Below are 25,047 nucleotides of genomic sequence, written 5' to 3'. Positions count from 1 at the left end.
GCCCTTCGGGCGCATCGCGAGCAAGCTCACTCCTACATTTTTTGCAACGTGCCATGGGCTGTTGGACCGAGTTGTCAGCCTTGGCGCATGGCTCCGGATCTAAAGCTGAAGAAAAAGGCAGGCAACGGGGTCTGTCAGGCTGCGGCACGTTGCAAAAAATGTAGGAGTGAGCTTGCTCGCGATAAGGCCCGCAGGGCATCAGAGTAAAAATCCCAAACCAACACTTACCTTCGCCGTACTCTGGCCATGGTGATCGCATCGACGAAGGCGCCATCCCGAACGGCGTAGTCGCGCAGACGTCCTTCTGCCTCGAAGCCGAACTTGCGATACAGGCCCAGCGCCGCTTCGTTGTCGAAGTACACCGTCAATTCAACCCTGTGCAGGTTCATCCAGTTGTCGGCGACATCCAGTACGGCTGCCATCAGTTTTGATCCGACACCCTTTCCTTGCCATGGTGTGGTGACGGCCATCCCGATGGCGCCTATGTGGCTTTGGCGAATTCGCGCGTATTGATGCAACCCGATGTTGCCGATCACGTCGCCATCGTGCAGGGCGACCAGTTGGACTGCACGGTCCTCACCTGCGGCCAGCCGTTTACGCCAGACTTCATTTGACTGATAGGGCATCTGCAGCACCTGACGACACACCTCAGGGGCGTTGTATAAAGCCGTGACGCCCTCGATATGAGTTTCGGAGAAGCGTTGGATTACGATCTGCGGGGAAGCGACATTCACTGTGTTTCATCCTTTGAAAGCGAGTGGTCTGACAGTTTAAAGGCGCTCTCGTCCAAGTGACCATCGGCAAGCGGCGTGTTGATCCTGGAGGAGCGCGCTTGCCCGCGATGGTGTCACTCTAGTCAGCACGATATCGACTGATCCACCGCCTTCGCGGGCAAGCCCGCTCCCACAGGATTGGTGTTGAGCGCGATTCTGGTGAATAGCGCCGCTTTGGTTTCTGGCCAAAGGCCGTAGGAGCGTGGCTTGCCCGCGAAAGGGTCGGGTCAGGCGGTCTGGATTTGAATGACACACCGCTGTTCGCCAGCAAGCCGGCTCCTACATTTGTTGCAACGTACCGCAGTCTGAAAGACCCCGTTGTTCGCCTTTTCTGCCCCACCTCAAATCCGCAGCCGGACACCAAGGGCTACCCACTCGGTCCATCAGGCCATGGCACGTTGCAAAAAGTGTGGGAGCGGGCTTGCCCGCGATGCGCCCGAAGGGCATCAATGTTGCGCCATCCCGCCATCCCGCCATCCCGCCAAACCCATAGGCATAAAAAAACCCCGCCGAGGCGGGGTTCTTTCAACGCTGTGTTTCGGTCTTACGCTTGAACGACCGGGATCTTGGCGTTCGCAGCGGATTCACGGAACTCGGCGATCTGGTCGAAGCTCAGGTAGCGGTAGACATCGGCAGACATGCTGTCGATCTTGCCCGCGTATTCCATGTACTCCTCGACGGTCGGCAGGCGACCCAGGATGGAAGCCACGGACGCCAGCTCGGCCGAAGCCAGGTAGACGTTCGCGCCGTCACCCAGACGGTTCGGGAAGTTACGGGTCGAGGTCGAAACCACGGTGGCGTTGGCGTTCACACGTGCCTGGTTACCCATGCACAGCGAGCAGCCCGGCATTTCCATGCGCGCGCCGGCCTTGCCGTAAATACCGTAGTAGCCTTCCTCGGTCAGCTGGTGAGCGTCCATCTTGGTCGGCGGCGACAGCCACAGACGGGTTGGCAGCTGGCCCTTGACCTGATCCAGCAGCTTGCCCGCAGCGCGGAAGTGACCGATGTTGGTCATGCACGAGCCGATGAACACTTCGTCGATCTTCTCGCCAGCCACGCTCGACAGCAGACGGGCATCGTCCGGGTCGTTCGGCGCGCAGAGCACAGGCTCCTTGACGTCGGCCAGGTCGATTTCGATGACTTCGGCGTACTCGGCGTCCTTGTCGGCTTCCAGCAGCTCAGGGTTGGCCACCCAGGCTTCCATCGCCTGAGCACGACGCTCCAGGGTACGTGGATCGCCGTAACCTTCCGCGATCATCCAGCGCAGCAGGGTGATGTTGGAGTTCAGGTACTCGCTGATCGACTCTTTCGACAGCTTGATGGTGCAACCGGCGGCAGAGCGCTCGGCCGAAGCGTCGGACAGTTCGAAGGCTTGCTCGACGGTCAGGGATTCCAGACCTTCGATCTCCAGGATGCGGCCGGAGAAGGCGTTTTTCTTGCCTTTCTTCTCGACGGTCAGCAGGCCTTTCTGGATCGCGTAGTAAGGGATGGCATGAACCAGGTCACGCAGGGTGACGCCAGGCTGCAGCTTGCCCTTGAAGCGAACCAGGATCGACTCCGGCATGTCCAGCGGCATGACGCCGGTGGCTGCGGCGAACGCAACCAGACCGGAACCGGCCGGGAACGAGATGCCGATCGGGAAACGGGTGTGCGAGTCACCACCGGTACCGACGGTGTCCGGCAGCAGCATGCGGTTCAGCCAGCTGTGGATGATGCCGTCGCCCGGACGCAGGGAAACGCCGCCACGGGTCATGATGAAGTCAGGCAGGGTGTGGTGGGTCTTGACGTCGATCGGCTTTGGATAAGCGGCGGTGTGGCAGAACGACTGCATTACCAGATCGGCGGAGAAACCCAGGCACGCCAGGTCTTTCAGTTCGTCACGGGTCATTGGACCGGTGGTGTCCTGGGAACCGACGGTGGTCATCTTCGGTTCGCAGTAGGTGCCCGGACGGATACCTTCGGTGCCGCACGCCTTGCCGACCATTTTTTGCGCCAGGGTGAAACCCTTGGTGCTGGCAGCAGGAACTTCAGGCAGCTTGAACAGGGTCGAAGGCGGCAGACCCAGTTCGGCGCGAGCCTTGCTGGTCAGGCCACGGCCAACGATCAGCGGGATACGGCCGCCGGCGCGGACTTCGTCCAGCAGGACCGGGGTTTTCAGTTCGAAAGTGGTGATCACTTCGTCGCTGTCGTGTTTGCACACTTTGCCAGCGTATGGGTAAACGTCGATGACGTCGCCCATGTTGATGTTCGAGACATCGAATTCGATTGGCAGAGCGCCGGCGTCTTCCATGGTGTTGTAGAAGATCGGAGCGATCTTGCTGCCGAAGCAGAAGCCGCCGCCACGCTTGTTCGGCACGTACGGGATGTCGTCGCCGAAGAACCACAGCACCGAGTTGGTCGCCGATTTACGCGAAGAACCGGTACCGACCACGTCACCGACGTAGGCGATAGGGAAGCCTTGACCGCGCATTTCTTCGATCTGCTTCATCGGGCCGATGGCGCCTTGTACGTCAGGCACGATGCCGTCACGGGCCATTTTCAGCATGGCCAGGGCGTGCAGCGGGATGTCGGGGCGGGACCAGGCGTCCGGCGCCGGCGACAGGTCGTCGGTGTTGGTTTCGCCGGTGACCTTGAAGACGCGCAGGCTGATTTTCTCGGCCAGGGTCGGACGCTTCTGGAACCATTCGCCGTCAGCCCAGGACTGCAGCACGGCCTTGGCGTGTGCGTTGCCGTTCTTGGCTTTTTCAGCGACGTCGTGGAACGCGTCGAACATCAGCAGGGTGTGCTTCAGTTGCTCTGCGGCAACGGCGGCCAGCTCGGCGTCGTCCAGCAGGTCAACCATGGTCACGATGTTGTAGCCGCCCTGCATGGTGCCGAGCAGTTCTACAGCGCGTTTCTTGTCCAGCAGCGGGGAAGTGACTTCGCCCTTGGCCAGAGCGGAGAGGAAACCGGCCTTGACGTAAGCAGCTTCGTCAACTCCCGGTGGAACGCGATTGGTGATCAGGTCGAGCAGGACAGCTTCTTCGCCAGCCGGTGGGTTTTTCAGCAGCTCGACCAGGCCTGCGGTTTGTTCGGCGTTAAGCGGCTGGGGCACGATACCCTGGGCGGCACGCTCTTCGATGTGTTTACGGTAGGCTTCAAGCACAGTATTACCCTCATCAGTGGTCCCAAATGGGTGTCCGGGACGCTCATCCAGAGAAAGTCCGCAGCCGTGCGCTTTAAAACTTTTTGAGTTTTCCGGCAGGAAGCTGACGATCTCCAACAGAAGCTGTTTTCAAAGTTTTACGCCTGCATGAACGGCTCTGGAGGGAGGGGACGCAGGATTGCTCCTGCGCCAAACCGTACTGCGGGGTAAGGTTCCATAGGGAAAGTGGCGGCTCGCCGACTTTCCGTACAGATCCTGGACTGTGCTCGTGACGCTTTGAAAACAGCTTCCAACGGACATTGGCGCCTTAAAAGGCCCGGTGATTCTACGGCAAAAAAAACCGAAAGGTAAGTTAGCCCCTACATCTTCAGGGGTGTACCCCGTTAGACAAAGGGCTAACATGTTGGCCTGTTTCGTCCGCCGCCGTGTTTTTCCGCCATGCCCAACCACATCATCAAGACGCCCTGCGTGGGCCTGTGTTCCACCGTCTACGGCGATCTGGTGTGTCGCGGCTGCAAGCGTTTCCACCATGAAGTGATCCACTGGAACGGCTACAACGAGGCTGAGAAGCGCGCCGTCTGGCTGCGTCTCGAGCAATTGCTGGTGCAGGTGATGACGGCCAAGGTCGAGGTGTTCGACCCGGCGAAACTGCGTCAGCAACTGGAGCAGCGCAAGATTCGCTTCGTGCCGCAGCAGTCGGAATATTGCTGGGCTTACCAGCTGATCGCCCGGGGCGCACGGATGATCAACGATCTGGAAGCCTACGGCATGGTCCTGCTGCCGGAATTCCGCGACTGGTCGCTGCCGGACCTGCGCGATGCCATTGATCGGGAGTTCTTCCTGCTGTCCGAGGCGCATTACGAACGCTATATCGCGCCGGGGTTTCTGAAGGATGCGATGGGCGGGGGCTAATGTCGAAAGTCACCCTGTCCTGTAGGAGTGAGCTTGCTCGCGATAGCGTCGTGTCAATCGCAATAGATGTGACCGAATAATCGCAATCGCGAGCAAGCTCACTCCTACAAGGTTTTATGCCTTGGCCAAATGCTCCTCCAGATGCGCCAGCGCTTCCTCGCTTTTCAGCACCAGCACGTCACTCTCCAGCGAATCGAGCACCACTTCGGCGGTGTTGCCGATCAGTGCGCCGGATATTCCCGTGCGGCCCACAGTACCGATCACCGTCACGGCAGCCTGCAAATGGTGGGCGGTGTAGGGGATCAGCACGTCCGCCGGGCCTTCGGCGATGTGCAAATGGGCATCGTCGATGCTGAATTCAGTCTGAAACGCCTTGCACTGCTCGCGGTATCTGCCTTCGATGGTCGACGACAACTGGTAGACCGGGTCGGCCGCCGACAGCATCGGCGACGGATGGGCGGTGATCACGTGCAATTCGCCTTTGGCCACTTCGGCGATGTTGTAGCCGTGCTGGACGATGCTGTAATGCAGCGCGGTGTGTTCGCCGTCCGGGTTGCCGACGTCCACTGCCGCCAGAATCGCGCCGCCTTTCCAGGGCCGGTCGGTTTTCACCATCAGCACCGGGCAGGGGCAGTAACGCAGCAGTTTCCAGTCAGCCGGGGTAAGCAGCGCCTTTTTCAGCGTGCTGTCGGGGAAATGCTGCTTGATCACCAGATCCGAGCCTTCGGCCTGCTGCACCCTGACGATGGTCTGGTGCACGCTTTCATGCCACTCCTGTTGCGCGGTGACGGTGAAATCCTCCGCCAGCAGATCGTGCTTGAGGGTGGTCAGCAGCTCCCCGTGATCGGCTTTTTTATCGCAGATCAACAGGTGCAGGCTGGCACCGGTGGCATGGGCAATGAGGCAGGCGCGGCGCATGGCCAGACTTTCGACCGTGTCGGTTTCCGCGCTGGGTTCGATGACTACCAGAATCCTGCGAATCGATTGCATGAGCTGATCTCCCGAAGGACTGCATGAAGCGTTCGACATCCCGTGTCCACTGACTGTTCGCTGAATAACTATAGTTGCCCGCCGCCAAACGGCGTATTGATCCCGGTCAGGGCTTTTATCGGGAAGGCTGGTTCTGTGCCGCAGGCTCCGTATAATGCTGCGCCTTGCTCAATCAGCCGCGTGTGAATTTATGCAGATCTTCCCGGAAATCGACGCCTTCCTGCTGTGCCGTACCCCCGACAGTTGGGTGCGGGCGGCGTTGCAGAATCTGGACATCCTGCTGATCGATCACGCCAACAATGAAAAGAAAGCCGCCGGTGCGGCCTTTCAGTTCATGTTCCAGTACAACGACAAGTTCGACCTGCAGGCCAAGATGTCGCGTCTGGCCCGCGAGGAATTGCGTCACTTCGAGCAGGTGATCAGCATCATCAAGAAACGCGGCATTCCCATGGCCAACATCAGTTCGGCCCGCTATGCCGGCGCGCTGCGCAAGTTGGTGCGCAATCACAATCCCTACCGGTTGACCGATGCGCTGATTGTCGGCGCCATTGTCGAAGCCCGTTCGTGCGAGCGTTTCGCCGCGCTGGTGCCGCATCTGGACGACGATCTGGCCAAGTTCTACGCCAGTCTGCTCAAGTCCGAAGCCCGGCATTTCCAGGATTACCTGAAGCTGGCCTATCTGTACGGCGACGAGGCGGATGTCGATGCCAAGATCGAAGAAATCCGCCTGGCCGAGCGCGAGCTGATCGAAAGTCCGGATGAAGATTTTCGCTTTCATAGCGGCGTGCCTGCCTGATCAGGCACGTTCTCCCCTTGTAGCTGGCTTGCCTGTAGGAGCTGGCTTGTCCTGCGAGCGGCTGCGAAGCAGTCGTAAAACCTAAGCACTCGGTCCGTCTGTCACACCGTATTTGCCGGATTTACGACGACTTCGGTCGGACGCGACCCCGGCGCGCTCGCAGGACAAGCCAGCTCCTGCAGTGGGCAGCGATCACTCAAAAGCATTGGCCAGCAAGCCGGCTCCTACAGTTCGCGCGTGTCATCGGCTGATCTCCTGTCTCTGAATGCCTCCCATCCGACACGCACGCTTGTCCGGAACTCTGCATCCTGAAAATTGTTTCATTGTGTGTTTGCTGCCTAGGCAGTAATATCTCATCCATTCACTGCTTAGGCAGATAATTGGTGGCTATCAATGGCGCATTTCACTCCCGAGAATTTTCACAGCAGCATGCTCGGCATGCTGTTGGGTCGTACCGAACTGCTGAAGAACCGCATCCTCGACAAGCACCTGGAGCCCTACGACCTGACCGCCCAGCAATTCAAGGTGCTGGTCATCGTCGCGCTGTATGGCGCTGAAACCCCGGCCGACCTGTGCCGTTCGCTGTGCCTGGACAGCGGCTCGATGACCCGCATGCTCGACCGTCTGGAACAGAAAGACCTGCTGATGCGCACCCGTTCCGAGTCGGATCGTCGTCAGGTGAAACTGGTCCTGACCGAGTCGGGCCAGGCGCTGTCGGACCTGTTACCGCAGATCGGTGCCAAGGCCATGAACGAGATGGTCGGGGTTCTGGAAGACGGTGAACTGGCGATGCTGGAGAAGCTGTTGACCAAAGTACTGGTGGCCGCCGCTGACCCGATCACTCTTTCCCGGATGGCTGCACGATGAACACTCCCATCAAACACGGCGCGGCGTTGCGTACGTCGCTGAGCCTGGTGTTTGTCGCACTGGTCATGGCCGGTTGCGCCAACTCCAAGGGCCTGAACACCGAAGGCGTCAGCCTGGACGCCAACCATTTGCAAGCCGGACAGAGCCTGACCGGCGTCAATCTGTCGACCGCCGCGTGGCCCAAAGCCGATTGGTGGACCAGCCTCGGCGATCCACAACTCAACGGCCTGATCAGCGAAGCCCTGCGCGACAGCCCGGACATGCAGATCGCCGCCGCGCGTACCCATCAGGCCTCGGCTGCGGCCTATGCCGCCGATGCCGAGCGCATGCCGACGGTGGATGCCAGTGCCGGTATCAGCCGTTCGCGACTGGCCCGTGACCAGGACCCGACAGGGCAGGGCGGGCGCTACAGCACCGTGCGCAACCTGGGTGCCAGCTTCAATTACACCTTCGACCTGTGGGGCGGCCAGCGCGCTGCCTGGGAAGCCGCCGTCGGTCAGGCCCGCGCCAGCGAAGTCGATCAGCGTGCCGCTCAACTGACCCTGGCTGCCGATGTCGCCCGTGCCTACAGCGATCTGGGTCAGGCCTACGTGGTACGCGATCTGGCCGCAGAAGACCTGAAGCGTACGCGGCAGATGCTGGAACTGGGCGCCCGTCGCCTGCGCTCCGGTATCGACAGCGAGTACCAGTTCCAGCAGACCCAGAGCCTGGAAGCCGGCTCGCGGGAATCTCTGGTCGATGCAGAAAAACGCCTGCGTACGGCCGAGATCGCCCTGGCTGTGCTGGTGGGCAAAGGGCCGGACCGTGGCGAGCAACTGGCCCGGCCCAACGTGCTGAAACCGGCTGTCGTCGCACTGCCTTCGGTGCTGCCGGCGGAACTGCTGGGCCGTCGTCCCGATCTGGTGGCGGCGCGCTGGCGGGTCGAAGCGGCGAGCAAGAACATTGCCGCGAGCAAGACCACCTTCTACCCGAACCTCAACCTCGGCGCTTCAACCGGTGTCGAATCGTTGCTGGGTGACGCAATGTTTGGTTCGGCCAGCCGCTTCTTCAATGTCGCGCCGACCGTCTCGCTGCCGATCTTCGATGGCGGCCGTCGTCGCGCCGACCTCGATGCCCGTGACGCCGATTACGACCTCGCGGTGGCGCAGTACAACAAGAGCCTGGTGCGGGCGCTGGGTGATGTCAGCGACAACATCGGCCAGTTGCACGCCATCGGCGATCAGATTCAGGCGCGCCAGCAGGCCACCGATGTCATTCAGAAATCCTACGACACCGTGTTGCAGCGCTATTCGTCGGGTATCGGCAATTACCTGGACGTACTGACCATCGAACAGCAATTGCTGCAATCGCAGCGTCAACTCGCTGACCTCAACGCGGAACGAATCGATCTGTCGATCCAGTTGATGCAGGCCCTGGGGGGCGGTTTCGAACCGGGTACGCCCGGCGACCGCGCCGCCCCGGTTCCATCAACGGCTTCGCTGACTCAATAAGGTAATCGTCATGGCCACTGCCACTGAAAACACTGCAAACGAACAGAAGGGCGCCAGCGCCCAGAACGCCGCACCGGGTCAGCCACAAAGCAATCCGCGCAAACGCAAGGTCATGCTGTTGGGCCTGCTGCTGATCGTGGTCCTCGGCGGCGTCGGCGTCTGGGCCTGGTACGAGGTCTACGGGCGCTGGAGCGAAAGCACCGACGACGCCTACGTCAACGGCAACGTGGTGGAGATCACCCCGCAAGTCACCGGCACCGTGGTCAGTATCGGCGCCGATGATGGCGATCTGGTCAAGGAAGGTCAGGTGCTGGTGCAGTTCGACCCCAACGACGCCGAAGTCGCCCTGCAAAGTGCCGAGGCCAATCTGGGCAAGGTCGTGCGCCAGGTGCGCGGCCTGTACAGCAGCGTCGACGGCATCAAGGCGCAGCTGGCTGCCCAGCGCGCCGAAGTGCAAAAGGCTCAGGACAACTACAATCGCCGACGCAATCTGGCGGCGGGCGGGGCGATCTCCCAGGAGGAGCTGTCCCACGCCAAGGATGACCTGACCAGCGCCCAGAACGCGCTGAACAACATCCAGCAGCAACTGGTGACCAGCACCGCGCTGATCGACGACACCGAAGTGGCGTCGCACCCCGAGGTCAAGGCCGCCGCCGCGCAACTGCGTCAGGCTTACCTGAACAGCGCGCGCAGCACGCTGATCGCACCGGTCACCGGCTATGTCGCCAAACGCACCGTGCAACTGGGCCAGCGGGTCCAGCCGGGCACCGCGCTGATGGCGGTGATTCCGCTGGATCAGGTGTGGATCGACGCCAACTTCAAGGAAACCCAACTGGGCAAGATGCGCATCGGTCAGCCGGTGGACATCGAGGCCGACCTGTACGGCGGCAACGTTAAATACAGCGGCACCGTCGACAGCGTCGGCGCCGGTACCGGCAGTGCGTTTGCCCTGCTGCCAGCGCAGAACGCCACCGGTAACTGGATCAAGATCGTGCAGCGGGTGCCGGTGCGGATTCACCTGAACCCCGAGGAGCTGGCGAAGAATCCGCTGCGCATCGGCCTGTCCACCGTGGTCGACGTCAACCTGCATGACCAGAGTGGCCCGGTGCTGGCGCAGCAGCCGCCCAAGCAGGCGTCGTTCACCACTGATGTCTACGTCAAGCAACTGGCCGATGCCGACACCCTGATCGCTCGCCTGATTCACGAAAACAGCGCTTCGGGTTCGGGCAAGACCGCCCAGCGCTGATTCGCCGATCCCTCTGCTCCGGCCTGCGGGCCGGCGCATCTTTCGAGTGTCAAAGGATTCGCGATGAGTAACAACGCTCCCGCTTCTTTCACGCCGCCCAGCCTGCTGTTGACCACCATCGGCTTGTCGCTGGCGACGTTCATGCAGGTGCTCGACACCACCATTGCCAACGTCGCCCTGCCGACGATTTCCGGCAACCTGGGGGTGAGTTCCGAGCAGGGCACCTGGGTCATCACCTCGTTCGCCGTGAGCAACGCCATCGCGCTGCCGCTGACCGGCTGGCTGAGCCGGCGCTTCGGTGAGGTGAAGCTGTTCATCTGGGCCACACTGCTGTTCGTGATGGCTTCGTTCCTCTGCGGCATTTCCACGTCGATGCCGGAACTGGTGGGTTTTCGCGTGTTGCAGGGCGTGGTCGCCGGCCCGTTGTACCCGATGACCCAAACCCTGCTGATCGCGGTCTACCCCCCAGCGAAAAGGGGGATGGCACTGGCATTGCTGGCGATGGTGACGGTGGTCGCGCCGATTGCGGGCCCGATTCTCGGCGGCTGGATCACCGACAGTTACACCTGGCCGTGGATTTTCTTCATCAACGTGCCGATCGGTCTGTTCGCCGCCGCCGTGGTGCGCACGCAGATGGCCGCGCGGCCGGTGCATACCCAGCGCCAGCCGATGGACTATGTCGGGCTGATTACCCTGATCATCGGCGTCGGCGCCTTGCAGATCGTGCTCGACAAGGGCAACGACCTGGACTGGTTCTCGTCGAATTTCATCATCATCGGCACGGTGATTTCGGTGATCGGCCTGGCCGCGTTCATCATCTGGGAAATGACTGATGCTCACCCGGTGGTCAACCTGCGGCTGTTTTCCTTCCGCAACTTCCGCGTCGGCACCATCTGCCTGGTGTTGGGGTACGCCGGTTTCTTCGGCATCAACCTGATCCTGCCGCAGTGGCTACAGACGCAGATGGGCTATACGCCGACCTATGCCGGACTGGCGGTGGCGCCGATCGGCATTCTGCCGGTGCTGATGTCGCCGTTCGTGGGGCGTTACGCCAACAAGACCGACCTGCGCCTGCTGGCCGGGCTGGCGTTTCTCGCCATCGGCCTGAGCTGCTTCATGCGCTCGGACTTCACCAGTCAGGTGGATTTCCAGCACATCGCCATGGTGCAGTTGTTCATGGGCGCGGGGGTGGCGCTGTTCTTCATGCCGACCCTGAGCATTCTGTTGTCGGACCTGCCTCCGTCGCAGATCGCCGACGGCTCGGGGCTGGCGACCTTCCTGCGTAACCTGGGGGGCAGTTTCGCCGCGTCGTTGACCACCTGGATCTGGATTCGCCGGGCCAACCAGCATCACGCCTATTTGAGCGAGAGTGTGAACAACTACGAGTCGGCGACCCGCCAGGCGCTGGACACCCTCGGCGGCGCCAGCACCCAGGCCTATGCCCGTCTCGACAGTGTGGTCACCAGCCAGGCCTACATGATGTCCACGGTGGACTACTTCTACATGATGGGCTGGATGTTCCTCGCGCTGATCCTGATCATCTGGCTGGCCAAGCCACCGTTCGCAGCGAAAGCCGGGCCGGGCGCAGGCCACTGATCCAGCGCACTGATCCAACGAACTGGGCCAGCGCACTGAAGCGGCGCCGTGACCGTCAGCGCACCTTGCCTGCGCTGGCGGTCAGTTCTTCCTTGGAGAAGTCATCGACGTCGATGACTTCTCGTCTGGCGGCCTCTGCCGCGCGCAATTTCTCCGCCTCTGCCGCCTGCAACACGCCGGCCTGCAAAGCGGCTTCGATCATTGAATCGCCACCCGAATGCTTGAGCTGACCACTTTTGAGGCCGCGATGCAGTTTGTCGAAGGCCGGTTTCGCTGCGCTCAGGCGGTCGCTGGCCCGTTGCAGGGCGGCAACCGGATCGCCTTCGGCCGAAGGGCGGAAGCAGCCGGCGAGTACCGACTCCAGTGCCGGATTACCCTTGTGCCGCCCGATGATCGCGGCGACTTCGGCATCCAGCGCGTCGGAAGGGCCTTTGTGGCGGCGTCCGAACGGAAACACCACCGCTCGCAACAGGCAGCCGAGAACGCGGTTGGGGAAGTTGCTCAACAGTTCATCCAGCGCCCGTTCCGACTCGCCCAGCGCTTCCTCCATGGCCCAGCGGAACAGCGGAATCAGCGCTTCGGGGTAATCCAGATCGTGGTGACGCTTGATCGCCGCCGACGCCAGGTACATATGACTCAACACATCGCCCAGCCGGGCTGACAGACGTTCGCGGCGTTTCAGTTCGCCGCCCAGCAGCATCATGCTCAGGTCGGCGAGCATGGCGAACGCAGCGGCCTGCCGGTTCAGCGCGCGGAAATAACCTTGGCTCAAACGGTCGCCGGGCGGGCTCTCGAAGCAGCCGAAGCCCAGATTCAGCACCAGGGTGCTGGCGGCGTTGCGGAAGGCGAAGCCGATGTGTTGCAGCAGCAGTTCGTCGAACTCGCGCAGGGCCTGATCGCGGTCCTCGCGGTGGGCCAGTGCCATTTCCTTGAGCACGAACGGATGGCAGCGGATCGCCCCCTGGCCGAAGATCATCAAGTTGCGTGACAGAATGTTCGCGCCTTCTACCGTGATGAAGATCGGCGCGCCTTGCCAGTTGCGGCCCAGATAATTGTTCGGGCCCATGATGATGGCCTTGCCGCCATGCACGTCCATGGCGTGGGTGATGCACTCGCGGCCGCGCTCGGTCAGGTGGTATTTGAGGATCGCCGACAATACCGACGGTTTCTCCCCAAGATCCACTGCGTTGGCCGTCAGCATGCGCGCGCTGTCCATTAGCCAGGCGTTGCCGCCGATGCGCGCCAGAGATTCCTGAATGCCTTCGAACGCCGCCAGCGGCACATTGAATTGTTCGCGAATCTGCGCGTACTGGCCGGTCACCAGACTGGTGTACTTGGCCGCGCCGGTGCCGACCGCCGGAAGGGAAATCGAGCGGCCCACCGACAGGCAATTCATCAACATCATCCAGCCCTGGCCGAGCCGTTCACGGCCGCCGATCAAATAATCCAGCGGGATAAACACGTCTTTGCCGGCGTTCGGGCCGTTCATGAACGCCGCGCCCAGCGGATGGTGTCGGCGGCCGATCTCGACACCCGGCGTATCGGTGGGAATCAGCGCCAGGCTGATGCCGAGGTCTTCTTCCTCGCCCAGCAAATGGTCCGGGTCGAACGCCTTGAACGCCAGGCCGAGCAGGGTGGCGACCGGGCCGAGGGTGATGTAGCGCTTTTCCCAGTTCAGGCGCAGGCCGATGACGTCTTCACCTTGCCACTGGCCCTTGCAGATGATCCCGGTGTCGGGCATCGCGCCGGCATCGGATCCGGCCAGCGGGCCGGTCAGGGCAAAACACGGAATGTCGTCGCCACGGGCCAGACGCGGCAGGTAATGATTGCGTTGTTCGTCAGTGCCGTAATGCAGCAGCAATTCCGCCGGGCCCAGCGAGTTGGGCACCATGACCGTGGACGCCAGGTCGCCGCTGCGGGTCGCCAGTTTCATCGCCACCTGCGAATGGGCGTAGGCAGAAAAACCCTTGCCGCCGTATTCCTTGGGGATGATCAGGGCAAAGAAGCCGTGCTGCTTGATGTGCGCCCAGGCCTCGGGCGGCAGGTCCATGTCCTGGCCGATTTGCCAGTCGCTGACCATGGCGCAGAGCTCGTCGGTCGGGCCGTCGAGGAATGCCTGCTCTTCTTCGCTCAGACGGTTTTTCGGGTAGCTCAGCAGGGTGTTCCAGTCCGGCCGGCCGCTGAACAGCTCGCCGTCCCACCACACCGTGCCGGCGTCGATGGCGTCGCGTTCGGTCTCGGACATCGGCGGCAGCACCTTGCGAAACCAGGCGAACATCGGCGCGCTGAACAGGCGCCGACGCAGGTCCGGCAGCGCCAGTGGCAGGGCCACCGTCAGCCACAGCAGCCACGGGATGACCATCCAGCCATGGGCATGGCTGAACGCACTCATCGCCAACAGATACAGCGCCACGATGCCCAGGGCAGGGAAGGGCGCAATGCGCCGATGGGCCAGCCAGGCCACGCCGATCACCAGAACCACGATCCACAACAACAGCATGGGAAACCCTCCTCGACGGCGACTCTCGCCCCAGTGAAGCACAGTCAGCCGCTCTGGCCCGCGCATCGATAGTGACCCCGCCCGGTCATGGGAGTTCGAGCGTTGTCCGATGCGGGCCAAGTTGTGGCTTGAACGCCCCCCTCGTCGGAGTAGACTGTGGCGCGACTGGCATATACCTCTAATTCAATCCGCCTGTGGGAGCGTAGAAGACATGCTGAAGATCTGGGGCCGCAAGAATTCCTCCAACGTGCGCAAGGCGCTGTGGATCGCCGAGGAACTGGGGCTGAATTACGAGTCGATCAACGCTGGCGGTGCCTTCGGCATCAACGACCAGCCGGAATATCTGGCGAAGAACCCCAACGGCGTGGTGCCGATGATCGAAGACGGCGACTTCGTGCTCTGGGAGTCCAACGCCATCGTGCGTTACCTCGCCGCGCAGTACGGCACCGATGCCGGTTTGTACCCGGTCGATGCCAAGGTTCGCGCCCAGGCCGACAAGTGGATGGACTGGACCACCTCGACCTTCGCTGGCCCTTTCCGTACCGTGTTCTGGGGCGTGCTGCGCACTCCGGCCGAGCAGCAGGACTGGCATCAGATCAACGTGGCGAAAGTCACGATCGAAGGCATGTTGCGGATCGTCGACAAGACCCTGGCGAGCCAGCCGTATCTGTCGGGTGAAACGTTCGGCATGGGCGACATCCCACTGGGCAGCTTTATTTACGCCTGGTTTGAAATGCCGATCGAACGCATCGAGCTGCCAAATCTCCAGGCCTGGTATGCACGTTTGCAGCAGCGCCCGGCGTATCGCACGGCGGTGATGACCGCGTTGACCTGATGGCAGGTCAATGTTGAATTAATACCTACTATCAATAGATGTCGCTGTACTTGAGCGACATCGGCAAGCAACATGACCGTCAGCGTCATGTGGGTCGCGGGCTCAAGGCCTTGGGCTGCATGACGTTGTGCTGCATTTTTGTATTGGTCTGTCCTTTCTTTTTCCTTTTATCGGTGTGTTTTCAGTCATGAGTTCAGCTCTGTCCATCCGGCAGCTAACCAAGACCTACGGCAACGGTTTCCAGGCCCTCAAGGGCATCGACCTGGACGTCGCCGAAGGCGATTTCTTTGCCTTGCTCGGGCCTAACGGCGCCGGCAAATCCACCACTATCGGCATCATCTCGACCCTGGTGAACAAGACCACCGGCACGGTGAACATCTTCGGCCACGACCTGGACCGCAACCCGGCCCAGCTCAAGCGCTCGATCGGTGTGGTGCCGCAGGAATTCAACTTCAACCAGTTCGAAAAGACCTTCGACATCGTCGTGACCCAGGCCGGCTATTACGGCATCCCGCCGAAAGTCGCCAAGGAACGCGCCGAGCAGTACCTGACCCAGCTCGGCCTGTGGGACAAGCGCAGCGTACCGTCACGTTCGCTGTCCGGCGGCATGAAGCGTCGTCTGATGATCGCCCGTGCGCTGATCCACGAGCCGCGCCTGCTGATCCTCGACGAACCGACCGCGGGCGTGGATATCGAGCTGCGTCGCTCGATGTGGACCTTTCTGACCGAGCTGAACCAGAAAGGCATCACCATCATCCTCACCACGCACTATCTGGAAGAGGCTGAGCAGCTGTGCCGCAACATCGGCATCATCGACAAGGGCACCATCGTCGAAAACACCGGCATGAAGCAGTTGCTCAACACACTGCACGTCGAAACCTTCCTGCTCGATCTCAAGGATCCGCTGCAGACCGTGCCGCAACTGGCGGGTTATCCGACGCGTCTGGTGGATAACCACACGCTGGAAGTGCAGGTCGACAAGACCATCGGCATCACCGCGCTGTTCGGTCAACTGGCGTTGCAGAACATTCAGGTGCTTAGCCTGCGTAACAAGACCAATCGCCTCGAGGAGTTGTTCGTGTCCCTGGTCGAAAAGAACCTGTCGAAGGTGGCGGTATGAGTTCGGAGCTGCGCCCCAACCTGATCGCCATGAACACCATCGTCTACCGCGAAGTGCGGCGCTTCATGCGGATCTGGCCGCAGACGCTGCTGCCGCCGGCGATCACCATGGTCTTGTACTTCGTCATCTTCGGTAACCTCATCGGTCGGCAGATCGGCGACATGGGTGGCTTCACCTACATGCAGTACATCGTGCCGGGGTTGATCATGATGTCGGTGATCACCAACTCGTACGGCAACGTGGTATCGAGTTTCTTCGGTGCCAAGTTCCAGCGTTCGGTGGAAGAACTGATGGTGTCGCCGGTGTCGCCGCACACCATTCTGATCGGCTATGTCATCGGCGGTGTGCTGCGTGGTCTGGCGGTGGGCATCATCGTGACCATTCTGTCGATGTTCTTTACTCATCTGCAGGTGCATCACCTGGGTGTGACCATCATCGTGGTGTTGCTGACGGCGACGATCTTTTCGCTGCTGGGCTTCATCAACGCGGTGTTTGCGCGCAACTTCGACGATATCTCGATTATCCCGACCTTCGTGCTGACGCCGTTGACCTATCTGGGCGGGGTGTTCTACTCGATCAACCTGCTGCCGCCGTTCTGGCAGACGGTGTCGCTGGCCAACCCGGTGTTGCATATGGTCAACGCGTTCCGCTTCGGCATTCTGGGTGTGTCGGATATCAAGATCAGCATCGCCCTGGCGTTCATGGTGGTGGCGACCGTCCTGTTGTATCTGGGCTGCGCACGTCTGCTGGTGAGCGGGCGGGGGATGCGGCAGTAATGCTGTCGTTGTAGGAGCGCGCTTGCCCGCGATGGCGGTGGGTCAGACAACATCGCAGTGTCTGACCTGACGCCTTCGCGAGCAGGGCTCCCTCCCACAGGTTTTGGTGTCTGTTGAATTTGGGTATGACGCTAAACCTGTAGGCGCTGGCTTGCCCTGTGACCGGCGACGCAGTCGTCGTAAAACCTGTGCATGCGGTGTGTCTGATACACCGCATGATCTGCTAACGCAGCTCTGTTTTGTCTCCGGCACGTTACACGGCCTCTTGTAGGAGCTGGCTTGCCCTGCGACCGGCGACGAAGTCGTCGTAAAACCTGTGTCCTTGGCGTATCTGACACTCCGCCGAGTCTGCTAACGCAGCCTTGTTTCGCCTGGCGGCGAGTTACTTGGAAAAGCCCCAAGTAACCAAGGGCTTCTTACCCCGCCATACGGTGCCTCGCTAATGCTCGGCATACCCGCACTCCGGCAATGCTCCGTGGGCCCGCCGCGAATGGGCCATCCATGGCCCACGCGGCTCTCGCGGCATCCATGCCGCTCGGCGCCACTCCACATCGCCTGCGTTCGGCCTTCTGGAACGGGGCCCCAAGATCAAAAGCCAGATCAAAAGCCAGCGAAACACACACTTCCCGTGGGAGCGGGCTTGCCCGCGAAGGCGTCCTCAAGATCGCCACCGCCGGCGAGCCGGACTGCTACGGGTTTTGGCGGTGTACTGAAATCTGCCAGACACCCTGAAAAAACGGTGGTCAGCAGGGCTGCTACGGCCCGTGCACGCCGTCTGTTTTGATTCTGGCCGAAGGCCGCGGAAGCCAGCTTGCTGGCGAATACGATTCGTCAATCACCCGATATGAACCTGACACGCCGCGAGTCCGCTCGACGCTTACAAATCCCTGCGTCTCTGCATGCGGTTTTTCCATTGCCGCCCCACCCACCAGCGCCAGTAGCCCATGGTCAGGAAGTATCCGGCGATGCCCAGTACCACACCTGCCACCACTGATCCCAGCAGGAAGGGTTGCCACAGTGTCGACAGTTGGCCGCTGATCCATTCCCAGCTCATCTCGTCGGGGAAGTTGCGCGGTGGCAGGCCCATCAGCAGGGCGCCGATCTTGTAGGTGCAGTAGAACACCGGCGGCATGGTCAGCGGGTTGGTGAGCCAGCACAGGCTCACGGCAATCGGCATGTTGGCTCGTACCCACACGGCCAGCACTGCAGCCAGCAGCATCTGCAGCGGCATCGGCATCAATGCGGCGAACAGGCCGATGCCCATGGCCCGTGCCACCGAGTGGCGGTTCAGGTGCCAGAGGTTCGGGTCGTGGAGGAAGGTGCCAAGAAAGCGTAAGGATTTGTGTTCCCGGATGCTGTTCGGATCGGGCATGTATCGCTTGATCAGGTGGCGTGGCATACGGAAATCCGGCGGTTTGAACGGAAAAGTCGGGCAAGTATGCACGGATAGTGACAAACGAAAATTCAGACATTGTGACAATTAATAAATGCAGGCGCCGTCCGGTGGGCTAAGTCAGGAAGGTGAATTTCGACTGTCTGCGGAGAAAGGCCTTATGCGCACAGGGATGATGGCGCTTGCGTTGGGGTTGTTGACCCTGCGGTTTTTGCCAGTGTTGCCGCCGGTCTGGTGGCTGCTGTTGATGCCGGTGGTCGGGCTGATGTTGCTGCCGTTTCGTACTTATCCATTGGCGTTGTTTCTGTTCGGACTGACCTGGGCTTGTGTCTCGGCTCAGTCCGCGCTGGACGACCGTCTGTCGCCACGTCTCGACGGGCAGACGCTGTGGCTGGAGGGCAGGGTCGTCGGTTTGCCGCACGACACGGACGGCGCGGTGCGTTTTGAAGTGGAAAATCCCGAATCGCGTCGTAGCCGCCTGCCACAACGGATTCGTGTCGGCTGGTACGGCGGGCCGACCGTGCGCAGTGGTGAACGCTGGCGGCTGGCGGTGAATCTCAAGCGTCCCGGCGGTCTGGTCAATCCGGGCGCGTTCGATTACCAGGCCTGGCTGCTGGCCCAACGTATAGGGGCGACCGGCACCGTGGTCGATGGGCAACTGCTTGATGCGCCAAGGGCCGGCTGGCGCGAAAGCATTCGTCAGCGCCTGCTGGCCGTCGATGCTCAGGGACGGCAAGGTGCGCTGGCAGCGCTGGTGCTGGGCGACGACTCGGGGCTGAGCCGTGCCGACTGGCAGGTTCTTCAAGACACCGGGACCATTCACCTGCTGGTCATTTCCGGTACCCACATTGGTCTGCTCGCCGGCCTTTTATATGGGCTGATCGCCGGGCTGGCGCGCTGGGGGCTGTGGCCGGCGTTTTTGCCGTGGCTGCCGTCGGCTTGTCTGCTGTCGTTCAGCGGGGCACTGGGTTATGGCTTGCTGGCCGGGTTCGAGGTGCCGGTGCAGCGCGCCTGTCTGATGTTGGGGCTGGTGTTGCTCTGGCGCCTGCGGTTCCGCCATCTGGGCATGCTCTGGCCGCTGTTGCTGGCCCTGAATGCGGTCTTGCTGTTCGAGCCGCTGGTCAGTCTGCGCCCCGGCTTCTGGTTGTCGTTTGTCGCCGTGGCGATTCTGCTGCTGATCTTCGGCGGGCGTTTGGGGGCCTGGCACTGGCTGCACAGTTGGACCCGTGCGCAGTGGCTGATCGCCGTGGGGTTGCTGCCTGTGCTGCTGGCGCTGAGTCTGCCGGTCAGCGTGAGCGGGCCGGCGGTCAATCTGCTCGCGGTGCCGTGGATCAGCATTTTCGTCCTGCCATTGGCGCTGTCGGGCACGGTTTTTCTGGTGATTGCGCCCATTGGCGAGAGCTTGCTCTGGCTCGCGGGTGGGGCGATGGAGGTTCTGTTTCATGTGCTGGCGTTGGCGGCGGAGGTGTTGCCGGCCTGGACCGGCCCGCAGGTGCCATGGTGGGTGTGGCCGTTGAGTCTGACGGGCGCGATCCTGCTGCTGTTGCCAGCAGGCCTGCCGCTGCGTCCGCTGGGCTGGCCGCTGTTGCTGCTGTGTATTTTCCCGCCGATGAAAAGCGTCCCGCCGGGGCAGGTCGAAGTCCTGCAACTGGATGTCGGTCAGGGGCTGGCCATTCTGTTGCGTACACGCGAACACAGCCTGCTGTATGACGCCGGGCCGCGATTCGGCGAGTTCGACATCGGCGAGCGGGTGGTGTTGCCGGCTATCCGGCGTGCCGGGCTGGCGCGGCTGGACACGATGCTGATCAGCCACGCCGATGCCGATCATGTCGGCGGCGCGCCGGCGGTGTATCAGGCGATGCCGGTGGGGCGGGTATTGGCAGGGGATGTCGCGCGCATGCCGGCGTCGCTGCCGGTGCAAGCGTGCCGCAATGGCGACAGCTGGACCTGGGATGGCGTGGTTTTTTCCACTTGGGTCTGGGAACAGGGCGCTGCCGGTAATCCACAATCCTGCGTGCTGATGGTCGATGCCGGGGGCGAGCGTCTGCTGCTGGCCGGCGATATCGACACCGAAGCCGAGCGGGCCATGCTGGAGGACGGTTTCGATGTCCGCGCTGACTGGTTGCAGGCGCCGCACCACGGCAGCCGCAGTTCGTCGTCACGGGCGTTGCTCAAGGCAGTCAATCCGAAGGGCGTGTTGATTTCCCGCGGTCGCAACAATGCTTTCGGCCATCCGCACCCGCTGGTGATGTCGCGCTATCGCTGGATGGGCATGAAAAGCTACGACAGTGCCGAGCTCGGTGCCATCACTTTGCAACTGGGGGCGCGGCAGGAGCCCCACGGCGAACGAAGCAGAAGGCGCTTCTGGCGCGACTGAATTGGCCGGTTATTCATCGCCGGGTTCGGCGAGGCGGCGACCCTATGTTAGAGTGGCGCCACTTTTTTTCAGGGGGTGGTCGCTGTGTGGGAGCTGGTCAAATCGGGTGGCTGGATGATGCTGCCGATCATTTTGAGTTCCATCGCCGCCGTCGGGATCATCATTGAGCGGTTGTGGACCTTGCGTGCCAGCCGCATCACGCCTCCGCACCTGCTCGGTCAGGTGTGGCGCTGGATTCAGGACAAGCAACTGAGCGGTGAAAAGCTCAAGGAGCTGCGTGCCGATTCGCCACTGGGGGAAATCCTCGCGGCCGGTCTGGCCAACTCCCGCCATGGTCGCGAGATCATGAAGGAGTGCATCGAAGAAGCCGCCGCCCGGGTCATCCACGACCTGGAACGCTATCTGGCAACCCTCGGCACCATCGCCGCCATGGCGCCGCTGCTCGGTCTGCTGGGTACGGTGCTGGGCATGATCGACATCTTCGGCTCGTTCACCGCCACCGGCATGACCGGTAATGCCGGCATGCTCGCCAGCGGTATTTCCAAGGCGCTGATCTGTACCGCTTCGGGTCTGACCGTGGCGATCCCGACGATCTTCTTTCATCGTTATCTGCAGAACCGCGTCGACGAGCTGGTGGTCGGCATGGAGCAGGAAGCCATCAAACTGGTGGAAGTGGTGCAGGGCGACCGTGACGTCGACCTGACCGACGCCCAGCCGGACCTCAAGGCCGCAGCGCGGGGCGAGGGCCGCAGAAAGTGAAATTCCGCCGTCGCAAGGCCCGCGAGACCATCGACATCAACCTGGTGTCGCTGATCGACGTGGTGTTCATTCTGTTGCTGTTCTTCGTGGTGACCACGACGTTCACCCGCGAGACCCAGTTGCGTGTCGACCTGCCACAGGCGGTCACCGGCGCTTCGGCCGATGATGTCGACAAGAAGCACGTTGATATCACCATCAATGCCGATGGCGTCTATTCGGTGAACAACACCCTGCTGGCCGACAGCAAGCTGGACACCCTGATCGACGCCCTGCAGAAGGAGTCGGGCGGCGATACCAGCCTGCCACTGTCGATCAGCGCCGACGGCAAGACGCCGCATCAGGCGGTGATCACGGCCATGGATGCCGCCGGCAAGCTGGGTTTCGCGCACCTGCGCATGACCACCGTCGAGGCCGCACCGGCTAACTGATGGCACTGACCGACCGTTTGCTTGATGCGTGGTACAACGGCCATCCGGCGCTGGCGCTGTTGCGTCCGCTGGAGGCGCTGTATCGCCGCGTGGTCAACGGCAAGCGCGCACGCTTCGTGGCCGGGCAGGGCGACATCTACAAGGCGCCGGTGCCGGTCATCGTGGTCGGCAACATCACCGTCGGTGGTACTGGCAAGACGCCGCTGATCCTGTGGATGATCGAGCATTGCCGCCAGCGCGGCCTGCGGGTCGGCGTGGTCAGCCGTGGCTACGGAGCAAAGCCGCCGAGCCTGCCGTGGCGGGTCATGGCCGATCACAGCGCCGACCAGGCCGGTGACGAGCCTCTGCTGATCGTCAAGCGCACCGGCGTGCCGCTGATGATCGACCCGGACCGCTCCAGCGCCGTGCGCGCCTTGCTCGCCGCCGAACCGCTGGACCTGATTCTCTCCGACGACGGCCTGCAGCATTACCGTCTGGCCCGCGACCTTGAGCTGGTGCTGATCGATGCTGCCCGTGGCCTCGGCAACCGCCGCTGCCTGCCGGCAGGCCCCTTGCGTGAGCCGGTGGAGCGCCTGAAAAGCGTCGATGCGCTGCTGTACAACGGCGCCACGGCGGATCGTGAAGACGGTTACGCCTTTCACTTGCAGCCGTCGGCGCTGGTCAACCTGCGCAGCGGCGAACGCTTGCCGGTCGATCACTTTCCGCCCGGTCAGGCGCTGCACGCCGTGGCCGGTATCGGTAACCCGCAACGTTTCTTCAACACCCTCGAAGGACTACACTGGCGGCCTGTGCCCCATGCGTTCGCCGACCATGCCGTGTTCAGCGCAGAGGCGCTTTCCTTTACCCCGGCGCTGCCCCTGGTCATGACCGAAAAGGACGCGGTGAAGTGTGTTGCCTTCGCCGCTCCCGACTGGTGGTATCTGGCCGTGGAGGCCGTGCCATCAGCGGCCTTCGTCGGTTGGTTCGATTCGCAGTTAACCCGTCTTTTGCCATGACTCGTTCAGGATCTCTTATGGACACCAAATTGCTCGACATCCTCGCTTGCCCGGTCTGCAAAGGCCCGCTCAAGCTCAGCGCCGACAAAACCGAGCTGATCAGCAAGGGCGCCGGTCTCGCGTTCCCGATTCGTGACGGCATCCCGGTGATGCTGGAAAACGAAGCCCGCACCCTGACCGACGACGAGCGCCTGGAAAAATGACTGCAGCCTTCACTGTCGTCATCCCTGCGCGTTTCGGCTCCAGCCGCTTTCCCGGCAAGCCTCTGAAAACCATCGCCGGCAAGCCGATGATCCAGCACGTCTGGGAACAGGCGCGCAAAAGCAGTGCTCAGCGCGTGGTCGTGGCCACCGATGACGCACGCATCGTCGAAGCCTGTCAGGCCTTCGGTGCCGAAGTGTTGATGACCCGCGACGACCACAACTCCGGTACCGACCGCTTGGCCGAGGTGGCCACGCAACTGGGCCTGGCCGCCGACGCCATCGTGGTCAACGTTCAGGGCGACGAACCAATGATTCCACCGGTGGTGATCGATCAGGTCGCCGCCAACCTGGCTGCCCATCCAGAGGCCGGCATTTCGACCCTGGCCGAACCCATCGATGACGTGGCCGCGCTGTTCAACCCCAACGTGGTCAAGGTCAGCGTCGACGTCAACGGCCTGGCCCTGACCTTCAGCCGCGCGCCGCTGCCGTGGGCACGGGATGCGCTGGCAAAGAGCCGTGACACCTTGCCCGAGGGCGTGCCGTATCGTCGCCATATCGGCATCTATGCCTATCGCGCCGGTTTCCTCCATGACTTCGTCAGCTGGGGCCCGTGCTGGCTGGAAAACACCGAAAACCTCGAACAGTTGCGTGCCCTGTGGCACGGCGTACGGATTCACGTCGCTGATGCTGTCGAAGCGCCGCCGGCCGGTGTCGACACCGCTGAAGACCTGGAGCGCGTGCGGCGCTTGCTGGAGGCTTGATGCTGCACGTGCAAACGGATGTGTCCCTCAAGCCGTTCAACACCTTTGGTGTCGATGTGCGCGCGCGTTTCTATTGCGAGGCGCACAGCGACAGCGATGTGCGCGAGGCGCTGGCCTGGGCGGCCGAGCGCGGCGTCGAAGTGCTGGTGGTCGGTGGTGGCAGCAACCTGCTGCTGACCGCTGACATCGATGCAGTGGTGCTGCGCATGGCCAGTCGCGGCATCCGTATCATCCATGAGGATTGCGGCGGCGCGGTGGTCGAAGCCGAGGCTGGCGAGCCCTGGCACCCGTTCGTGCTGGAAATGCTCGCGCGCGGCCTGGCCGGGCTGGAAAATCTCAGCCTGATTCCCGGCACCGTTGGCGCGGCGCCCATGCAGAACATCGGTGCCTACGGCGTCGAGCTCAAGGATGTTTTCCACAGTCTGGTAGCGCTGGATCGGCAAAGCGGCGAGTTGCGCGAGTTTTCCCTGGAAGACTGCGCCTTCGGTTATCGCGACAGCGTGTTCAAGCACCAGACCGGTCGCTGGCTGATCCTGCGGGTGCGCTTCAAGCTGAGCTTCAGCGCCCGTCTGCATCTGGATTACGGCCCGGTGCGCCAGCGTCTGGAAGAGCAGGGCATCAAGGAGCCGACGCCGTTGCACGTCAGTCGGGCGATATGTGCCATCCGCAGTGAAAAGCTGCCGGACCCTGCGGTGCTGGGCAATGCCGGCAGTTTCTTCAAGAACCCGGTGGTACCGGGCGAGTTGGCCGAGCGTATTCGTGAAACGCATCCGGGGCTGGTGGCTTATCCACAGGCTGACGGGCAGATGAAGCTCGCTGCCGGCTGGCTGATCGAACAGGCGGGCTGGAAAGGTTTCCGTGACGGCGATGCCGGCGTGCATGCCTTGCAGTCGCTGGTATTGGTCAATTATGGCGCGGCGTCGGGCCATGACCTGCTCAATCTGGCGCAGCGGATCCAGTCCGATATTCTTCAGCGTTTTGGTGTCACCCTGGAAATGGAGCCTAACCTGTACTGAGGTTGGGCGCTGTTTTCTGGCTTGGCCTTTGCATTTTCGATGGCAGACATCCTGGATCAGAGGCTGAGC

The 25,047-nt window shown here is 62.0% G+C and carries 21 protein-coding genes; 16 read left to right on the top strand and 5 right to left on the bottom strand.

Translation table 11 applies throughout. The annotated features are described in order from the left end of the window. Positions 1 to 224: 224 nt before the first annotated feature. Together ACIPL0_RS14240 and acnB are read right to left on the bottom strand one after the other, a co-directional pair. Positions 225 to 734: a GNAT family N-acetyltransferase gene (locus tag ACIPL0_RS14240; protein WP_400597245.1), complete on the bottom strand. Its 510-nt coding sequence runs from the start codon at positions 732 to 734 to the stop codon at positions 225 to 227. A gap of 583 nt (positions 735 to 1,317) precedes the next feature. Continuing rightward, positions 1,318 to 3,918 carry a bifunctional aconitate hydratase 2/2-methylisocitrate dehydratase gene (acnB, locus tag ACIPL0_RS14235; RefSeq protein WP_400597246.1) on the bottom strand — a complete coding sequence of 867 codons (2,601 nt, stop codon included), beginning with the start codon at positions 3,916 to 3,918 and terminating at the stop codon, positions 1,318 to 1,320. A 438-nt stretch (positions 3,919 to 4,356) separates the two neighbouring features. Here acnB and ACIPL0_RS14230 point away from each other — a divergent pair, with 438 nt between their 5' ends. Continuing rightward, positions 4,357 to 4,830: a DUF1289 domain-containing protein gene (locus tag ACIPL0_RS14230; RefSeq protein WP_400597247.1), complete on the top strand. Its 474-nt coding sequence runs from the start codon at positions 4,357 to 4,359 to the stop codon at positions 4,828 to 4,830. A 114-nt stretch (positions 4,831 to 4,944) separates the two neighbouring features. On the opposite strand, the gene ACIPL0_RS14225 is transcribed toward ACIPL0_RS14230, so the two are convergent. Then, the gene (locus ACIPL0_RS14225; protein WP_400597248.1) at positions 4,945 to 5,820 is read right to left on the bottom strand and encodes a universal stress protein; all 876 of its coding nucleotides are present in this window, start codon (positions 5,818 to 5,820) and stop codon (positions 4,945 to 4,947) included. A 190-nt stretch (positions 5,821 to 6,010) separates the two neighbouring features. Here ACIPL0_RS14225 and ACIPL0_RS14220 point away from each other — a divergent pair, with 190 nt between their 5' ends. The 5 genes from ACIPL0_RS14220 (at position 6,011) to ACIPL0_RS14200 (ending at position 11,815) form a co-directional block, all read left to right on the top strand. Continuing rightward, entirely contained in the window at positions 6,011 to 6,616 is a 606-nt protein-coding gene (locus tag ACIPL0_RS14220) for a tRNA-(ms[2]io[6]A)-hydroxylase (RefSeq protein ID WP_400597249.1), read from the top strand. A 393-nt stretch (positions 6,617 to 7,009) separates the two neighbouring features. Further along, entirely contained in the window at positions 7,010 to 7,483 is a 474-nt protein-coding gene (locus tag ACIPL0_RS14215) for a MarR family winged helix-turn-helix transcriptional regulator (protein WP_400597250.1), read from the top strand. After that, a complete protein-coding gene (locus ACIPL0_RS14210; protein WP_400597251.1) occupies positions 7,480 to 8,973 on the top strand; it encodes an efflux transporter outer membrane subunit in 1,494 nt (497 codons plus the stop codon). The genes ACIPL0_RS14215 and ACIPL0_RS14210 overlap by 4 nt, the downstream gene beginning before the upstream one ends. A 10-nt stretch (positions 8,974 to 8,983) precedes the next feature. Then, a complete protein-coding gene (locus tag ACIPL0_RS14205) occupies positions 8,984 to 10,219 on the top strand; it encodes an efflux RND transporter periplasmic adaptor subunit (RefSeq protein ID WP_400597252.1) in 1,236 nt (411 codons plus the stop codon). Positions 10,220 to 10,282: 63 nt separating this feature from the next. Next, positions 10,283 to 11,815 (top strand): DHA2 family efflux MFS transporter permease subunit, encoded by a 1,533-nt coding sequence (locus tag ACIPL0_RS14200; protein ID WP_400597253.1) that lies wholly within the window; start codon positions 10,283 to 10,285, stop codon positions 11,813 to 11,815. Positions 11,816 to 11,870: 55 nt separating this feature from the next. On the opposite strand, the gene ACIPL0_RS14195 is transcribed toward ACIPL0_RS14200, so the two are convergent. Continuing rightward, positions 11,871 to 14,315, bottom strand: coding sequence for an acyl-CoA dehydrogenase (locus ACIPL0_RS14195; protein ID WP_400597254.1), 2,445 nt, complete (start codon positions 14,313 to 14,315; stop codon positions 11,871 to 11,873). Positions 14,316 to 14,526: 211 nt separating this feature from the next. On the opposite strand from ACIPL0_RS14195, the gene ACIPL0_RS14190 reads away from it, so the two are divergent. From ACIPL0_RS14190 to ACIPL0_RS14180, 3 genes are all read left to right on the top strand, one after another. Further along, positions 14,527 to 15,150: a glutathione S-transferase family protein gene (locus tag ACIPL0_RS14190; protein ID WP_400597255.1), complete on the top strand. Its 624-nt coding sequence runs from the start codon at positions 14,527 to 14,529 to the stop codon at positions 15,148 to 15,150. A 187-nt stretch (positions 15,151 to 15,337) separates the two neighbouring features. Next, a complete protein-coding gene (locus tag ACIPL0_RS14185; protein WP_400597256.1) occupies positions 15,338 to 16,270 on the top strand; it encodes an ABC transporter ATP-binding protein in 933 nt (310 codons plus the stop codon). Next, positions 16,267 to 17,046: an ABC transporter permease gene (locus tag ACIPL0_RS14180; protein WP_400597257.1), complete on the top strand. Its 780-nt coding sequence runs from the start codon at positions 16,267 to 16,269 to the stop codon at positions 17,044 to 17,046. Before ACIPL0_RS14185 ends, ACIPL0_RS14180 begins: the two co-directional genes overlap by 4 nt. 877 nt (positions 17,047 to 17,923) lie before the next feature. On the opposite strand, the gene ACIPL0_RS14175 is transcribed toward ACIPL0_RS14180, so the two are convergent. Continuing rightward, on the bottom strand, positions 17,924 to 18,445 hold the full coding sequence (locus ACIPL0_RS14175) for a DUF2062 domain-containing protein (RefSeq protein ID WP_400597258.1): 522 nt from the start codon (positions 18,443 to 18,445) through the stop codon (positions 17,924 to 17,926). A gap of 154 nt (positions 18,446 to 18,599) precedes the next feature. Here ACIPL0_RS14175 and ACIPL0_RS14170 point away from each other — a divergent pair, with 154 nt between their 5' ends. From ACIPL0_RS14170 to murB, 7 genes are all read left to right on the top strand, one after another. Then, positions 18,600 to 20,816: a DNA internalization-related competence protein ComEC/Rec2 gene (locus ACIPL0_RS14170; RefSeq protein WP_400597259.1), complete on the top strand. Its 2,217-nt coding sequence runs from the start codon at positions 18,600 to 18,602 to the stop codon at positions 20,814 to 20,816. Between the two features lie 84 nt (positions 20,817 to 20,900). Then, positions 20,901 to 21,575 carry a MotA/TolQ/ExbB proton channel family protein gene (locus ACIPL0_RS14165; protein ID WP_400597260.1) on the top strand — a complete coding sequence of 225 codons (675 nt, stop codon included), beginning with the start codon at positions 20,901 to 20,903 and terminating at the stop codon, positions 21,573 to 21,575. Further along, complete coding sequence (locus tag ACIPL0_RS14160; protein WP_400597261.1) at positions 21,572 to 22,003, top strand: ExbD/TolR family protein; 432 nt, start codon at positions 21,572 to 21,574, stop codon at positions 22,001 to 22,003. The genes ACIPL0_RS14165 and ACIPL0_RS14160 overlap by 4 nt, the downstream gene beginning before the upstream one ends. Next, complete coding sequence (gene lpxK, locus ACIPL0_RS14155) at positions 22,003 to 22,998, top strand: tetraacyldisaccharide 4'-kinase (protein WP_400597262.1); 996 nt, start codon at positions 22,003 to 22,005, stop codon at positions 22,996 to 22,998. Before ACIPL0_RS14160 ends, lpxK begins: the two co-directional genes overlap by 1 nt. A gap of 17 nt (positions 22,999 to 23,015) precedes the next feature. Then, positions 23,016 to 23,201, top strand: a complete 186-nt coding sequence (locus ACIPL0_RS14150; RefSeq protein ID WP_400597263.1) for a Trm112 family protein — start codon at positions 23,016 to 23,018, stop codon at positions 23,199 to 23,201. Next, entirely contained in the window at positions 23,198 to 23,962 is a 765-nt protein-coding gene (gene kdsB, locus ACIPL0_RS14145) for a 3-deoxy-manno-octulosonate cytidylyltransferase (protein ID WP_400597264.1), read from the top strand. Before ACIPL0_RS14150 ends, kdsB begins: the two co-directional genes overlap by 4 nt. Further along, positions 23,959 to 24,978 carry a UDP-N-acetylmuramate dehydrogenase gene (gene murB / locus ACIPL0_RS14140; RefSeq protein ID WP_400597265.1) on the top strand — a complete coding sequence of 340 codons (1,020 nt, stop codon included), beginning with the start codon at positions 23,959 to 23,961 and terminating at the stop codon, positions 24,976 to 24,978. The genes kdsB and murB overlap by 4 nt, the downstream gene beginning before the upstream one ends. Positions 24,979 to 25,047 lie beyond the last annotated feature (69 nt).

The organism is Pseudomonas sp. NPDC090208 (assembly GCF_044746785.1).
GTDB lineage: Bacteria > Pseudomonadota > Gammaproteobacteria > Pseudomonadales > Pseudomonadaceae > Aquipseudomonas.
This window is presented reverse-complemented; position numbering and strand designations above follow the sequence as displayed.

Bases quoted from the DNA above. Each gene is read 5' to 3' on its own strand.
- ACIPL0_RS14230 (WP_400597247.1), top strand. From the start codon at position 4,357: ATGCCCAACCACATCATCAAGACGCCCTGCGTGGGCCTGTGTTCCACC.
- ACIPL0_RS14225 (WP_400597248.1), bottom strand. From the start codon at position 5,820: ATGCAATCGATTCGCAGGATTCTGGTAGTCATCGAACCCAGCGCGGAA.
- ACIPL0_RS14220 (WP_400597249.1), top strand. From the start codon at position 6,011: ATGCAGATCTTCCCGGAAATCGACGCCTTCCTGCTGTGCCGTACCCCC.
- ACIPL0_RS14215 (WP_400597250.1), top strand. From the start codon at position 7,010: ATGGCGCATTTCACTCCCGAGAATTTTCACAGCAGCATGCTCGGCATG.
- ACIPL0_RS14210 (WP_400597251.1), top strand. From the start codon at position 7,480: ATGAACACTCCCATCAAACACGGCGCGGCGTTGCGTACGTCGCTGAGC.
- ACIPL0_RS14205 (WP_400597252.1), top strand. From the start codon at position 8,984: ATGGCCACTGCCACTGAAAACACTGCAAACGAACAGAAGGGCGCCAGC.
- ACIPL0_RS14200 (WP_400597253.1), top strand. From the start codon at position 10,283: ATGAGTAACAACGCTCCCGCTTCTTTCACGCCGCCCAGCCTGCTGTTG.
- ACIPL0_RS14195 (WP_400597254.1), bottom strand. From the start codon at position 14,315: ATGCTGTTGTTGTGGATCGTGGTTCTGGTGATCGGCGTGGCCTGGCTG.
- ACIPL0_RS14190 (WP_400597255.1), top strand. From the start codon at position 14,527: ATGCTGAAGATCTGGGGCCGCAAGAATTCCTCCAACGTGCGCAAGGCG.
- ACIPL0_RS14185 (WP_400597256.1), top strand. From the start codon at position 15,338: ATGAGTTCAGCTCTGTCCATCCGGCAGCTAACCAAGACCTACGGCAAC.
- ACIPL0_RS14180 (WP_400597257.1), top strand. From the start codon at position 16,267: ATGAGTTCGGAGCTGCGCCCCAACCTGATCGCCATGAACACCATCGTC.
- ACIPL0_RS14175 (WP_400597258.1), bottom strand. From the start codon at position 18,445: ATGCCACGCCACCTGATCAAGCGATACATGCCCGATCCGAACAGCATC.
- ACIPL0_RS14170 (WP_400597259.1), top strand. From the start codon at position 18,600: ATGCGCACAGGGATGATGGCGCTTGCGTTGGGGTTGTTGACCCTGCGG.
- lpxK (WP_400597262.1), top strand. From the start codon at position 22,003: ATGGCACTGACCGACCGTTTGCTTGATGCGTGGTACAACGGCCATCCG.
- ACIPL0_RS14150 (WP_400597263.1), top strand. From the start codon at position 23,016: ATGGACACCAAATTGCTCGACATCCTCGCTTGCCCGGTCTGCAAAGGC.
- kdsB (WP_400597264.1), top strand. From the start codon at position 23,198: ATGACTGCAGCCTTCACTGTCGTCATCCCTGCGCGTTTCGGCTCCAGC.